The 14,190-nt window shown below is 63.9% G+C and carries 13 protein-coding genes; 4 read left to right on the top strand and 9 right to left on the bottom strand.

What is annotated here, in order from left to right; genetic code table 11:
* Positions 1-46: 46 nt before the first annotated feature.
* The 3 genes from ACVRRC_RS06645 to ACVRRC_RS06635 all read right to left on the bottom strand — a co-directional run bounded on the left by ACVRRC_RS06645 (position 47) and on the right by ACVRRC_RS06635 (position 1,435).
* On the bottom strand, positions 47-238 hold the full coding sequence (locus ACVRRC_RS06645; RefSeq protein WP_011912368.1) for a DUF1289 domain-containing protein: 192 nt from the start codon (positions 236-238) through the stop codon (positions 47-49).
* Positions 235-756: a gamma carbonic anhydrase family protein gene (locus tag ACVRRC_RS06640; RefSeq protein WP_013982047.1), complete on the bottom strand. Its 522-nt coding sequence runs from the start codon at positions 754-756 to the stop codon at positions 235-237. Before ACVRRC_RS06640 ends, ACVRRC_RS06645 begins: the two co-directional genes overlap by 4 nt.
* Before the next feature lie 61 nt (positions 757-817).
* Positions 818-1,435 (bottom strand): CoA pyrophosphatase, encoded by a 618-nt coding sequence (locus ACVRRC_RS06635; RefSeq protein ID WP_011912366.1) that lies wholly within the window; start codon positions 1,433-1,435, stop codon positions 818-820.
* 185 nt (positions 1,436-1,620) lie between these two features.
* Between ACVRRC_RS06635 and ACVRRC_RS06630 the strand changes: the two genes are divergently transcribed.
* Entirely contained in the window at positions 1,621-2,187 is a 567-nt protein-coding gene (locus ACVRRC_RS06630) for an NUDIX hydrolase (protein ID WP_472996780.1), read from the top strand.
* A gap of 47 nt (positions 2,188-2,234) precedes the next feature.
* Positions 2,235-2,738 carry a L,D-transpeptidase family protein gene (locus ACVRRC_RS06625; protein WP_014596030.1) on the top strand — a complete coding sequence of 168 codons (504 nt, stop codon included), beginning with the start codon at positions 2,235-2,237 and terminating at the stop codon, positions 2,736-2,738.
* 40 nt (positions 2,739-2,778) lie between these two features.
* Here the strand turns inward: ACVRRC_RS06625 and ACVRRC_RS06620 are convergent, their stop codons facing one another.
* From ACVRRC_RS06620 to ACVRRC_RS06595, 6 genes are all read right to left on the bottom strand, one after another.
* Positions 2,779-3,096 carry a YqfO family protein gene (locus ACVRRC_RS06620; RefSeq protein ID WP_013982042.1) on the bottom strand — a complete coding sequence of 106 codons (318 nt, stop codon included), beginning with the start codon at positions 3,094-3,096 and terminating at the stop codon, positions 2,779-2,781.
* A 198-nt stretch (positions 3,097-3,294) separates the two neighbouring features.
* Positions 3,295-7,191 (bottom strand): phosphoribosylformylglycinamidine synthase, encoded by a 3,897-nt coding sequence (gene purL, locus ACVRRC_RS06615; RefSeq protein ID WP_053527962.1) that lies wholly within the window; start codon positions 7,189-7,191, stop codon positions 3,295-3,297.
* Between the two features lie 112 nt (positions 7,192-7,303).
* The gene (locus ACVRRC_RS06610; protein ID WP_014596028.1) at positions 7,304-8,071 is read right to left on the bottom strand and encodes an amino acid ABC transporter ATP-binding protein; all 768 of its coding nucleotides are present in this window, start codon (positions 8,069-8,071) and stop codon (positions 7,304-7,306) included.
* 9 nt (positions 8,072-8,080) lie between these two features.
* Positions 8,081-9,178, bottom strand: a complete 1,098-nt coding sequence (locus ACVRRC_RS06605; RefSeq protein ID WP_048328686.1) for an amino acid ABC transporter permease — start codon at positions 9,176-9,178, stop codon at positions 8,081-8,083.
* A gap of 4 nt (positions 9,179-9,182) precedes the next feature.
* The gene (locus ACVRRC_RS06600) at positions 9,183-10,367 is read right to left on the bottom strand and encodes an amino acid ABC transporter permease (RefSeq protein ID WP_013982038.1); all 1,185 of its coding nucleotides are present in this window, start codon (positions 10,365-10,367) and stop codon (positions 9,183-9,185) included.
* Between the two features lie 87 nt (positions 10,368-10,454).
* Positions 10,455-11,483, bottom strand: coding sequence for an amino acid ABC transporter substrate-binding protein (locus ACVRRC_RS06595; RefSeq protein ID WP_013982037.1), 1,029 nt, complete (start codon positions 11,481-11,483; stop codon positions 10,455-10,457).
* A gap of 325 nt (positions 11,484-11,808) precedes the next feature.
* Here ACVRRC_RS06595 and ACVRRC_RS06590 point away from each other — a divergent pair, with 325 nt between their 5' ends.
* Together ACVRRC_RS06590 and rhlB are read left to right on the top strand one after the other, a co-directional pair.
* Positions 11,809-12,465 (top strand): alpha/beta hydrolase, encoded by a 657-nt coding sequence (locus tag ACVRRC_RS06590; protein WP_125882387.1) that lies wholly within the window; start codon positions 11,809-11,811, stop codon positions 12,463-12,465.
* A gap of 184 nt (positions 12,466-12,649) precedes the next feature.
* Positions 12,650-14,080: an ATP-dependent RNA helicase RhlB gene (rhlB, locus tag ACVRRC_RS06585; protein WP_041771663.1), complete on the top strand. Its 1,431-nt coding sequence runs from the start codon at positions 12,650-12,652 to the stop codon at positions 14,078-14,080.
* Positions 14,081-14,190: the final 110 nt, after the last annotated feature.

The following is a 14,190-nucleotide window of genomic DNA, read 5'->3' as shown; positions in this document are numbered from 1 at the left end:
GGATTCCTCGTTACGGTTGAAAACACGAACCGGGTAAGGCTACGTCTTACATCAGCTGGCCGCCGAGACGGGCCCTTTCGCCGCAACGCTGCAGTACCAGGCGACGCTCCTCGTTGTTCATCTGGCCCCAGCGGCGAATCTCGTCAGCACTGCGCTGGCAGCCGACGCACAGGTCGTCTTCGTCCAGCGCGCAGAGGCTGACACAGGGGGAAGCGACAGGTTTTTCCGCGACACTCACTCGTCTGGCTCCAGATCACGCGCGTAGCGCTGGGCGTTGTGCACGTAGTGAGCGGCGCTGGCCTCGAGCATTTTCTTCTGCTCCTCGCTCAACTCGCGGACCACCTTGCCGGGCGAGCCCACCACCAGCGAGCCATCGGGAATTTCCTTGCCTTCGGCAATCAGCGTATTGGCGCCGATGATGCAGTGCTTGCCGATCTTCGCCCCGTTGAGCACCACCGCATTGATGCCGATCAGGCTGTAGTCACCCACCGTGCAGCCATGCAGCATGGCGTTGTGACCCACCGTCACGCCAGTTCCCAGCGTCAGCGGATGGCCCATATCGGTGTGCATCACGCTACCGTCCTGCACATTGCTGTTCTCGCCGATATGAATCAGCTCGTTGTCGCCGCGCAGCACCGCACCGAACCACACACTGGCACCAGCATCGAGACGAATCTTGCCGACCAGCGTGGCATTGGGCGCCACCCAGCTTTGCGGATGTGCATCGACTCGCGACTCTCCCAGACGGTATTTCACGCAGACACCTCTTGTTGTCGGATGATGAACGCCGGGACGCCGACGGCGTCACCGGCGTGGCTCAGGGTTTGCCGCGCCCGGACAGGTCGACGAACGCAGCGGGTGCACGGCGCATTTCGATGCCGGCGTCGTACACCACGTTGACCAGCTCGACGATCATGATCGCCGTCAGCCCCCATATCTGGTATTCGCCATAACGGTAAGACGGGATGTACCAGCTCTGGCCCTGGTAGTCGATGCGATGGGTGACCTCACGCGGGTCCTGGCAGAAGAACTCCAGCGGCACCGAAAACACCGAGGCGATCTCGGCGTCATTGGCGCGGTACTCCACGTAGTCGGGAACCAGCCCGACATAGGGCGTGACGTGGATGCCATGCACCGATACCAGGCTGCTGAGCGGGCCGACGACCTCTACCATGCCAGGCGCCAGCCCGACCTCCTCCTCGGCCTCTCGCAGCGCAGTCTGCAGCAGATCGCGGTCTTCCGGATCGCGGCGACCGCCAGGGAATGCGACCTCCCCGCCATGGGTGGACAGGCCGGCCGCTCGGAGTGTGAGTACCAGTTCCGGCGACTCGCTGCGAGTGATCGGCATCAACACGGCCGCCTCGGGCAGGCGGTCCTCCGGCGCCAGGAGATACGGGCAATGGCCGCGCACCCGTCGGAGTATTGTGTCCAGCATGAATATTCTCGTTTCGTCTTTGACCGGCATCATGGCATGAAAGGCGCAGTCGCCCAAGACCTCGGAAAAGCCATGAGAAGCGGACGAACACCGACATGCGCGGTCGGTCTCACTGAGGTCCGCGGCTTCCTTGCCGAATCATCGCGAACGGACCAAGATTTGCCGGAATCGACAGGAATTCGTCCATGAATTACTGCAACCAGTGTGGCAACCCGGTACTGATCCGCATCCCGGACGGGGACAACCGCCCGCGCTTCGTCTGCGGCAGTTGCCACACTGTGCACTATGAAAACCCGCGAATAGTCGCCGGGTGCGTGCCAATCTGGGGCGACCAGGTGCTGCTCTGCCGACGGGCCATCGAGCCACGTCGTGGTTACTGGACCTTGCCGGCAGGCTTCATGGAGAACGGCGAAACCCTGCAGCAGGCAGCGGAACGCGAGACGCTCGAAGAAGCCTGCGCCCGTGTCACGGACCTGCAGCTCTACACCTTGTTCGATCTGCCACACATCAATCAGGTGTACATGTTCTTTCGCGCTCAGCTGGTGGATCTGGAGTTCTGTGCCGGTGACGAGAGCCTGGAGGTGAAGCTCTTCGAACAACAGGACATCCCTTGGTCCGAGCTGGCTTTTCCGACCATCGGCCGTACCCTAGAATGCTTCTTCGCCGACCGGGTGCAGCAGACCTTCCCGGTGCGCACCGAGGCCGTGACGAGCTATCGGAACCGCCAGCCACAAAACGCTCGGGCAGACTGAGTCGGCGAACGGGTCACAGGTCTGATGAAGTTCGACAGGAAAGCCCCATGCGTTGGCTGCTCGCTCTGCTCTGCCTCACCTTTACCGCCTTCTCCCACGCCAATGCGACACCCAGCCTGGGCGGCTCGCCCATCGACAAGGTGCTGGTCATCAAATCCGAGCGCAAGCTCCATCTGGTCAGCGCCGGGCAGACGCTCAAGAGCTATCGCATCTCCCTCGGAAAACAGCCGAACGGTGCCAAGCAGCGGGAGGGCGACATGCGCACGCCGGAAGGCTTCTACTGGATCGACTGGCGCAAGACCAGCGACAAGTACAACCTCTCGATGCACATCTCCTATCCCAACGCACGCGACCTGGCGCGCGCGCAACAGGAAGGTGTGGCCCCGGGAAGCATGATCATGCTGCACGGCACGCCAGTGGACGAAGAGTATCCCGAATGGTTCTTCCACACCCTCGACTGGACGGAGGGCTGCATCGCGCTCACCAACAGCGACATGCGGGAAATCTGGGGATTGGTGAAGGACGGAACCCTGATCGAGATACGCCCCTAAGCCGGGAAGCGCCTGCCGGCCACGCCAGCAGGCAATCGAATCAGAACTGCATGTCCGATAGACGCCAGACGTCGAAGGCCGGCGTTTCGTAGGGGTGGGCCTTTTTCATCGCCTTGACGCTGTCGTGAATCAGCTCGTCGGCGACCACCATCTCCACTTTCCACTCCGGCACGTGTTGCACCTGCCCGGTTTGCCCGAGAAAGGGCTGACTGCCTTCCAGCGGACGATACTGCCCCTGCCCCAGCACCTGCCAGCAGCAGCTGTCGTAGGCACCGATCCGGCCAGCGCCAATCGCAAACACTGCTTTCTTGACCGCTTCCAGATGGCTGTCCGGAACATAGAAACACAGCTTGTACATCGAACTCTCCATGCAGGTGAACCCGGCGGGCGCCAGGCAGTGAGGTGGCAGCTTGCCATCAACGCAACTACCAAACGGTGCGGTGCGTCATAGCTGAGACGACAGCCGAGGCGCGCGGTTCATGGAACGGGTTCACAAAGGAAAAAGCCCGCTGACGCATGCGTCGAGCGGGCTATCTGGTAGCGCTCAGCAGGACGCTCAGTCGACCCAGACCCGGGCGTTGCGGAACATGCGCATCCAGCCGCCGTCTTCCTGCCACTCGTCAGGGCGCCAGGAGTTGGTCACGGCGCGGAAAACACGCTCCGGGTGCGGCATCATGATGGTCACGCGACCGTCACGACTGCACAGACCGGTGATACCGCGCGGCGAGCCGTTCGGGTTGGCCGGGTAACGCTCGGTGACCTTGCCGTGGTTATTCACGAAACGCAGCGCCACGGTGCCGGACAGATCGGCCTGTAGCATGGCTTCCTCGCTCTCGAACTCGGCATGACCTTCGCCATGGGCGATGGCGATCGGCAGGCGTGATCCGGCCATGCCCTGCAGGAAGACCGACGGCGAGTCTTGCACCTGCACCATCGCCACGCGTGCCTCGAACTGCTCGGAGCGGTTACGCACGAAGTGCGGCCAGTTCTCCGTCCCCGGGATCAGCTCGTGCAGGTTGCTCATCATCTGGCAGCCATTGCACACGCCGAGGGCGAAGCTGTCCTTGCGTTCGAAGAACGCCTGGAAACCGTCCCGCGCGCGGGCATTGAACAGAATCGACTTGGCCCAGCCCTCGCCAGCACCGAGCACGTCGCCGTAGGAGAAGCCGCCGCACGCGACGATACCCTTGAATTCGTCCAGGCTGACGCGGCCGGAAAGGATATCGCTCATGTGCACGTCGACCGCTGCGAAGCCGGCGCGATCGAACGCGGCGGCCATCTCCACCTGGCCGTTGACGCCCTGCTCGCGCAGCACCGCCACCTGGGGGCGCACGCCGCGCTTGATGAAGGGTGCGGCGATGTCCTCGTTGACGTCGAAGCTGAGCTTGGCGCTCAGGCCTGGGTTGTCCTCTTCCAGCAGTGCATCGAACTCCTGATCGGCGCACTCGGCGTTGTCGCGCAGACGCTGGATCTGGTAACTGGTCTCGGCCCACTGGCGCTGCAGCAGACGGCGCTCGCCAGCGAACACTTCGTTCTCGCCGTGCCTGATCGACACATGGCCATTGTTCACCGGCTGCCCGATCACGGCGACGCAATCGCCCAATCCGGCCGCGCTGAACTGCGCCAGCACGATCTCGGTGTCATCCTGCCGCACCTGGAGCACCGCACCGAGTTCCTCGTTGAAGAGCAAGGCGGCGATGTCGTCGGCGCTGTCCAGCAGGCCGTCGAGATTCAGGTTCAAGCCACAATGACCGGCGAAGGCCATCTCCAGCACGGTGGTCAGCAGACCACCGTCGGAGCGGTCGTGATAGGCCAGCAGCAGACCGTCGGCATTCAGGCCCTGGACCACGGCGAAGAAGGCCTGCAGATCCTCGGCGTCATCGACGTCGGGCGCCTGACGGCCGATCTGGCCGTACACCTGAGCGAGGATCGAGGCACCCATGCGGTTCTGACCACGGCCCAGATCGACCAGGATCAGGTCGGTGGCGCCCTTGTCCAGGCGCAGCTGCGGAGTCAGGGTCTGGCGGATGTCGGCGACCGGAGCGAAACCGGAGACGATCAGCGACAGTGGCGAGGTGACGCTCTTCTCGCCCCCCTCCTCCGACCAGCGCGTCTTCATCGACATCGAGTCCTTGCCCACCGGAACGGTGATGCCCAGTTGCGGGCAAAGCTCCATGCCGACGGCGCGAACGGTGTCGTACAGCCGCGCATCCTCGCCCGGATGACCGGCTGCGGCCATCCAGTTGGCCGACAGCTTGATGTCGGAAATCTTCTCGATCCGCGCAGCGGCAAGGTTGGTCAGCGTTTCACCAATGGCCATGCGGCCCGACGCCGGGGCGTCCAGCAGCGCCAGCGGCGTGCGCTCGCCCATCGCCATGGCTTCGCCGGTATAGACGTCATAACTGGTCGCGGTGACGGCACAGTCGGCCACCGGCACCTGCCACGGACCGACCATCTGATCGCGCGCCACCTGACCGGTAATGCTGCGATCGCCAATGGTGATCAGGAAGCTCTTGCTGGCCACGGCGGGATGGCGCAGCACGCGAGTCACGGCCTCGGCCAGATCGACCGAAGCGGCGCTGAAGTCGTCACCCAGCTCGGCTTCGCGGCTGGCAGTGCGGTGCATGCGCGGCGCCTTGCCGAGCAGCACGTTGAGCGGCATGTCCACCGGCTTGTTGCCGAAATGGCTGTCGGCAACGGTCAGATGCGGCTCCTCGGTGGCCTCGCCGACCACCGCGAACGGGCAGCGCTCACGCTCGCAGATGGCCTTGAAGCGCTCGAAATCGGCCGCATCGACGGAGAGCACGTAACGCTCCTGGGACTCGTTACACCAGATCTCCAGCGGCGCCATGCCCGGCTCGTCGTTGGGGATGTTGCGCAGTTCGAAACGACCGCCACGGCCACCATCGTTGACCAGCTCCGGAAACGCATTGGACAGGCCGCCGGCACCGACGTCGTGGATGAACTTGATCGGGTTGTGCTCGCCCAGCTGCCAGCAGCGGTCGATGACCTCCTGACAGCGACGTTCCATTTCCGGGTTGTCGCGCTGCACCGAGGCGAAGTCCAGGTCCGCCGAGCTGGTGCCGGTGGCCATCGAGGATGCCGCGCCACCACCCAGACCGATCAGCATGGCCGGGCCGCCGAGCACGATCAGCTTGGCGCCGACCGAGATCTCGCCCTTCTGCACATGCTCCTCGCGGATGTTACCCATGCCGCCGGCGAGCATGATCGGCTTGTGATAGCCCCGTACTTCCTCGCCACGAGGCGTGTTGATCGCCTGTTCGAAGGTACGGAAGTAGCCGGTCAGCGCCGGACGGCCGAATTCGTTGTTGAACGCGGCGCCGCCCAGCGGGCCCTCGATCATGATGTCCAGCGGCGTGACGATGCGCTCGGGCTTGCCGTAAGGCTTCTCCCAGGGCTGCTCGAAGCCGGGAATGTTCAGGTTGGATACGGTGAAACCGGTCAGGCCAGCCTTCGGCTTGGCGCCGCGCCCGGTCGCACCTTCGTCGCGAATCTCGCCGCCCGAGCCGGTGGAAGCACCAGGGAACGGAGCGATGGCGGTCGGGTGGTTGTGGGTTTCCACCTTCATCAGAATGTGCACCGGCTCCTGGCTCGCGGCGTACTCGCGCGTCTCGGGATTCGGATAGAAGCGACCGGCGACGTTGCCTACGATGACCGCGGCATTGTCCTTGTAGGCCGACAGCACGCCTTCGCTGTGCAGCTGGTAGGTGTTCTTGATCATGCCGAACAGGGATTTTTCCTGGCTCTCGCCATCGATATCCCAACTGGCATTGAAGATCTTGTGCCGGCAGTGTTCGGAGTTGGCCTGGGCGAACATCATCAGTTCGATGTCGTGCGGGTTGCGTCCCAGCCCGCTGAAGGCCTGCACCAGGTAGTCGATCTCGTCCTCGGCCAGGGCCAGGCCCAGCTCCACGTTGGCCTTCTCCAGCGCGGCGCGACCGCCGCCGAGTACGTCCACCGCCGTGAGCGGCTTCGGTTCGGCATGACTGAACAGGTTGGCGGCTTCCTCGAACCGGCCCAGCACCAGCTGCGTCATGCGGTCATGCAGCGCGGCAGCGACAAGCTGAGCATCGCTGTCGGACAACTCGCCCTGCACGTAGTAGGCGATACCCCGCTCCAGCCGCTGGATCTTCTCCAGGCCGCAGTTATGCGCGATGTCGCTGGCCTTGCTCGACCAGGGCGAGATGGTGCCGAAGCGCGGCACCACCAGGAACAGCCGACCGGCCGGCTCCTGCACCGGTACGCTGGGGCCATACTTCAGCAGACGGGTCAGTACGTTCTGCTCATCCGCGCCAAGCGTGCCGGAAACCTCGGCGAAATGGGCGAACTCGGCATACAACCCGCTGACGGCGGGAACCTTTTCGGTCAGTTGTGCCAGGAGCTTGCCGTGACGGAAGGCGGAAAGAGCGGGAGCACCGCGCAGGATCAACATCGTCGGAACAGCCTCGGAGGGGGGAGCAGTCGGGGCGCGTATTCTAGCCCATGACGGCCGGCCGAAGACAGCCGAACGCCGTCCGCCCCGACGGTCTCCCCTTCGGCCTCGCTCAATGCAGGATCTGACTGAGGAACAGCTTGGTCCTGTCGTTCACCGGGCTGGTGAAGAACACCTCCGGCTCGGCCTGCTCGACGATTTCACCCTTGTCCATGAAGATCACCCGGTCGGCCACCGTTCGGGCGAAGCCCATCTCGTGGGTCACGCAGAGCATGGTCATGCCGCTTTCGGCGAGGCTGACCATGGTGTCCAGCACTTCCTTGACCATTTCCGGATCGAGGGCCGAGGTAGGCTCGTCGAACAGCATGATCTTCGGCTTCATGCACAGGGCGCGGGCGATCGCCACGCGCTGCTGCTGGCCACCGGAAAGCTGCCCGGGATACTTGTTGGCCTGCTCCGGAATGCGTACCCGCTCCAGATAATGCATGGCGACCTCCTCGGCCTGCCGGCGTGGCAGCTTGCGCACCCACATGGGCGCCAGCGTGCAGTTCTGCAGCACTGTCAGGTGCGGGAACAGGTTGAAATGCTGAAAGACCATGCCGACTTCGCTGCGAATCGCCTCGATCTGCTTGAGGTCGCTGGTCAGCTCGACGCCGTTGATGACGATGCGCCCCTGCTGGTGCTCCTCCAGGCGGTTCAGACAGCGGATGGTGGTGGACTTGCCCGACCCGGACGGCCCGCACAACACGATGCGCTCGCCCTGCCGCACGGACAGGTTGATGTCCTTGAGCACATGGAACTGCCCGAACCACTTGTGCACGCCCTGCATGCGGATGACCGGCTCGCTTGCCTGCCCGGCCTGCGCGATTGAATCATTCATATCTCACTCCTAACGCTTGTGGCCGGTGTCCAGCTTGCGCTCCAGGCGCATGGAATAGCGGGACATGCCGAAACAGAACATCCAGTACACCAGCGCGGCGAAGACATAGCCTTCGGTGGACATACCCAGCCAGGCTGGGTCCGCCGTAGCGCGCTTGATGCTGTTGAGGAAGTCGAACAGGCCGATGATGATCACCAGGCTGGTGTCCTTGAACAGGGCGATAAAGGTATTGACGATGCCCGGAATCACCAGCTTCAGGGCCTGCGGCAGAATCACCAGCAGCGTGCTGCGCCAGTAGCCCAGACCCATGGCGGCCGCCGCCTCGTACTGCCCTTTGGGGATCGCCTGCAGGCCGCCGCGTACCACTTCGGCGATGTAGGCGGCCTCGAAGAACACCACCATCAGCATCGCCCGCAACAGCTTGTCGAGGTTCATGCCTTCGGGCAGGAACAGCGGCAGCATCACAGACGACATGAACAGCACGGTGATCAGCGGTACGCCGCGCCAGAACTCGATGAAGGTCACGCAGAGCACCCGGATGGCCGGCATGTCCGAGCGTCGTCCGAGCGCCAGCAGGATGCCCAAAGGCAAGGCGCCGGCAATGCCCACCGCGGCGATCACCACCGTCAGCATCAAGCCGCCCCACTGACTGGTCGGCACCGTCTGCAACCCGAGGAATCCGCCATGCAACAGCCAGTAGGCCAGCAGCGGATAGACCAGCAGGTAACCGATGCCGTAGCGCAGCTTGTGCGGCATCTGCCGCAGAAACAGTGGCGCCGCGCCGATGATCGCCAACCATGCCGCCGCATCGACCCGCCAGCGCAGCTCCGTGGGGTAGAAGCCGTACATGAACTGGCCGAAGCGGACCTGCACGAACACCCAGCAGGCACCTTCGCGGCTGCAATCGGCCCGCGTGTCGCCGGTCCAGTCAGCCTTGAAGATCGCCCATTCCAGTACCGGCGGCACGATCAACCAGAGCAGATAGAGCCCGACCAGGGTCAGCAGCGTGTTGATCCAGCTGGAAAACAGATTCGCCCGCAGCCAGCCGAGCGCACCGATGCTGATCGTTGGTGGCGGCAGGTCGGGTTTGAAGGTATGAATGGTCATGCGCTCACCGCTCGATCAGCGCAATGCGCTTGTTGTACCAGTTCATCAGCAGCGAGATGCTGATGCTGATGGCCAGATAGACACTCATGGTGATGGCCATGGTTTCGATGGCTTGCCCGGTCTGGTTGAGCACCGTACCGGCGAACAGCGAAACCATGTCCGGATAACCGATCGCCGCTGCGAGCGACGAGTTCTTCGCCAGGTTCAGGTACTGGCTGGTCAGCGGCGGCACGATCACTCGCAAAGCCTGCGGCACGATGACCAGCCGCAGGACCTGCCCCGGACGCAGGCCGAGCGATGCGGCCGCCTCGGTCTGGCCATGGCTGACCGACTGGATGCCCGAACGCACGGTCTCTCCGATGAAGGCCGCGGTATAGACCGAAAGCGCCACCACGATCGACACCAGCTCCGGTATCACCACCCAGCCGCCGCGGATGTTGAAGCGCTGCAGCTCCGGCACTTCCCAGCTGAACGGTGCCCCGGCAACGAGCGTCACCAACCAGGGTATGGCGATGAACAGCCCGAGGCTCGTCCAGAACACTGGGAACATGCGTCCTGTTGCATGCCGTCGCGCCCGCGCCCAGCGGTGCAGCATTACCACGGCGACCAGCGCGACCAGCAGCGCCAGCCAGAACGCCCAGAAGCCATCGGCGGCACTGGGCGCCGGCATCTGCACGCCACGATTGTTGACGAACACCGCATCCCACAGGCTCAGGCTGTTGCGCGGCCCCGGCAGCGGGCTGATTACGGCGAAATAGACGAAGAAGATCAGCAGCAGCGGCGGGATATTGCGGAAGATCTCGATGTAAAGCGTCGCCAGCTGGCGGATCAGCCAGTTGCTGGAGAGGCGCCCCACGCCGAGGATGAAGCCCATGATGGTGGCCAGGACGATCCCGATTACGCTGACCAGCAGGGTGTTGAGCAGACCGACCCAGAAAACGCGCCCGTAGCTGTCGCTTTCGCTGTAGTCGATCAGATGCTGGGAAATACCGAAGCCGGCGGCGTTGTTGAGAAAGCCGAATCCGGACGTGATGCCGCGATGGGCAAGATTGTTCTGGGTGTTATGAAACAGGTACCAGCCGAACGCCACCACTGCCAACACTGCAATCACCTGGAAGACCCAGGCGCGTACTCGTGGATCGGTCAGCAGCGAACGTCGGGGCGCGGTGCCTCTGGCGATCGAACGCATCGAAAATCCTCATACCGCACGGCCGACCCTCGCGGATCGGCCGTACTCATCCATGAAACGAGCCGGCACGAGGCCGGCCACGGAGGCTCAACGCACCGGCGGCGCGTACTGCAATCCACCTTTGTTCCACAGGGCATTGAGGCCACGCTCGATCTTCAGCTCACTGCCGGCACCCACGTTGCGATCGAAGATCTCGCCATAGTTGCCTACCTGCTTGACGATCTGGACGGCCCAATCCTTCGGCAGTCTGAGATCCTTGCCGTATTCGCCTTCGGCACCCAGCAGACGCGCCACGTCAGGATTCTTGGTGCTCTTAGCCATCTCCTCGACGTTGGCCGAGGTCACGCCGAGCTCTTCGGCATTGAGCATGGCGAACAGCGTCCAGCGCACGATATCGAACCACTCCTCGTCACCCTGGCGAACGGCCGGGCCGAGCGGCTCCTTGGAAATCACTTCAGGCAATACGACGTAGTCGTCAGGCTTGGCCAGCTTGATGCGCTGTGCGTAGAGCTGGGACTGGTCCGAGGTCAGCACGTCGCAGCGGCCGGACTCCAGCGACTTGGCGCTTTCGTCCGAGGTGTCGTAGGTGATGGGGGTGTACTTGTGGCCATTGGCGCGGAAATAGTCGGACAGGTTCAGCTCCGTGGTGGTGCCGGCCTGGATGCACACCGTGGCACCGTCCAGCTCCTTGGCCGAGGACACCCCAAGCTCCTTGTTCACAAGGAAGCCCTGTCCGTCGTAGTAGGTCACGCCGGTGAAGTTCAGCCCCATCGCGGCGTCCCGCGAGCTGGTCCAGGTGGTATTGCGCGACAGCACATCCACTTCCCCCGACTGCAGCGCGGTGAAGCGCTCCTTGGCGGTCAGCGGGCTGTACTTGACCTTGGTAGCATCGCCGAACACGGCCGCGGCGACCGCGCGGCACACGTCCACGTCGATCCCCTGGAATTGCCCCTTGGCATCGGCGAACGAGAAGCCCGGAAGGCCATCGCTGATACCGCACTGCACGAATCCTTTCTTCTGCACCGCATCCAGGGTCGCCCCTGCCTGCGCCAGCCCGCTGATGCCCAGCAGTGACGCAGCACCCAGCGCAGCCAGTGTGGATTTCACCCTAATCATCGAAACCTCCAGTTTGCTTTCTTATTCTCGGGTTCGGGCCTGGCGCTTCGATGCCTTGACCAGCGAAGCGGCCGCAGCCTGACCTGAGTCTAGTCGTCCGTTTATGATCGGCAATGTTCTTTATTCCACTGCCTCGGCCCCGCTCGCCAGGGCCGTTCCGTTCAGAGCCAGGCAGCCAAAGCAAGCGGCATACCAGCTCGATGCGACGCCGCCCCGCCACGCTCTAGGGCGGGTTCAATCCGGTCGCAGGAGCGAGTACCCTCGCGCTATTTCCTCGCCCGCCTGCCCCAAGACGAGGCGACTTGCCCTGAACTGGAGCCGATCCATGAGCGAACCGCTGATCCTCGAACCCACCGCCAGCGCAGACGCGTGCGTCATCTGGCTGCATGGCCTGGGCGCAGACCGTTATGACTTCCTGCCGGTGGCCGAGGCCCTGCAACAGCGCCTGCACAGCACACGCTTTGTGCTACCCCAGGCGCCGACACGGCCGGTGACCATCAACGGCGGATGGAGCATGCCGAGCTGGTACGACATCCTCACCATGAGCCCAGCCCGCGCGATCGATCGCGAGCAACTGGAGGCTTCGGCACAGCAGGTCATCTCGCTGATCGAGGCGCAACGTGACGCAGGAATCGATCCGGCACGCATCTTCCTTGCCGGCTTCTCCCAAGGGGGCGCGGTTGTGCTGCACACCGCGTTTCTGCGCTGGCAGGGGCCGCTGGGTGGCGTCATCGCGCTTTCGACCTATGCGCCTACCTTTACCGAGCCCCCGGCGTTCTCCCCAACCGCGCTGCGGTATCCGGTGCTATGCCTGCACGGCAGCCGCGACGATGTCGTGCCCATGGTGATGGGCCATGCGGCCTATCAGGCTCTGCAGGGCGCCGGCGTCGCCGCGACCTGGCGCGATTACCCGATGGGCCATGAGGTACTGCCGGAGGAAATCCGTGACATCGGCACCTGGCTCGCCGAACGCCTTGGCTGACCCGGCGCATCGAGCGCAAGCCAGGCGTGCGGCAATCGTGGCAGGCGGCGCGCCGCGCCACGCCTGCCTTCGTCGACCGGTGCCACCGCGCCGGCCGACCCCGCCGGGGCGGGAGGCTTCGCCAGGTTTGCGTCTTGCATTACACTGACGCGCGATTCTTTCCCAATTCGACGACGAGAAGACCGTGCTCAAAGCACTCAAGAAAATCTTTGGCAAGGCCCCGGACGAGCGGGCCGGCATACCCACCGGCGCCCCATCTGCCACTACCGAACGGCAACCCGACCCCGTGACGCAGCCGGGCGCGACGGACGAAACCCAGTCCAAGCCGCAACCCTCCCAGCGCAGCGCCGACAAACCGCGTCGCCAGCGCAGCAGCAAACCGCCGAAACCCGCCGCGCCGGCCTGGAAGCTGGAAGACTTCGTAGTCGAGCCGGCCGAAGGCAAGACCCGCTTTCATGACTTCAAGCTCGCACCGGAGCTGATGCACGCGATCCATGACCTGGGCTTCCCCTATTGCACACCGATCCAGGCACAGGTGCTGGGCTACACGCTCAAGGGCCGCGATGCCATCGGCCGTGCACAGACCGGCACAGGCAAGACGGCGGCCTTCCTGATCTCGACCATCACCCAGCTGCTGGAAACGCCACCGCCCAAGGAACGCTACATGGGCGAGCCGCGTGCCCTGATCATCGCTCCGACTCGCGAACTGGTGGTGCAGATCGCCAACGATGCGCTGGACCTGACCAAGTACACCGGACTCAACGTGATGAGCTTTGTCGGCGGCATGGATTTCGACAAGCAGCTCAAGCAGCTGGAGTCGCGCTACTGCGACATCCTGGTGGCTACCCCTGGCCGGTTGCTGGACTTCAACCAGCGCGGCGAAGTCCATCTGGACATGGTCGAGGTGATGGTTCTCGACGAAGCCGACCGCATGCTCGACATGGGCTTCATCCCGCAGGTCCGCCAGATCATCAGGCAGACGCCACCCAAGAGCGAACGCCAGACCCTGCTCTTTTCCGCCACCTTCACCGACGACGTGATGAACCTGGCGCAGCAGTGGACGACCAACCCCGCCGTGGTCGAGATCGAACCGGAGAACGTGGCCAGCGATACCGTCGAGCAGCACGTCTATGCCGTTGCCGGCAGCGACAAGTACAAGCTGCTGTACAACCTGATCACCCAGAACGACTGGACGCGGGTAATGGTCTTCGCCAATCGCAAGGACGAAGTACGACGCATCGAAGAGCGCCTGACCAAGGATGGCATCAGTGCAGCGCAGATGTCCGGCGACGTCCCGCAGCACAAGCGCATCCGCACGCTGGAGGGCTTTCGCGAGGGCAAGATTCGCGTGCTGGTCGCCACCGACGTCGCCGGTCGCGGCATTCACGTCGACGGCATCAGCCATGTGATCAACTTCACCCTGCCTGAAGACCCGGACGATTACGTCCATCGCATCGGTCGCACCGGCCGCGCCGGCACCAGCGGCACCTCCATCAGCTTCGCCGGGGAGGACGATGCCTTCGCCCTGCCACCCATCGAGGCGCTGATCGGCCGCAAGATTCAGTGCGAAATGCCACCGGCGGAACTGCTCGCCCCGGTGCCGCGTTCCCGCTGACGAGTGCTTCATGGACGCGGTGCCGCTGCCGCGTCCGTCCGCGCTGCGGCACCACGCGCGCCCGCAGATGACCTGAATCAGGCCGGGGCCCAGCCGAAGCGGCTAGAGTT

This window comes from Stutzerimonas sp. LR2, from assembly GCF_055755175.1.
Note: the sequence above shows the minus strand (reverse complement) of the source record. Positions and strands in the feature narration are given on the sequence as shown.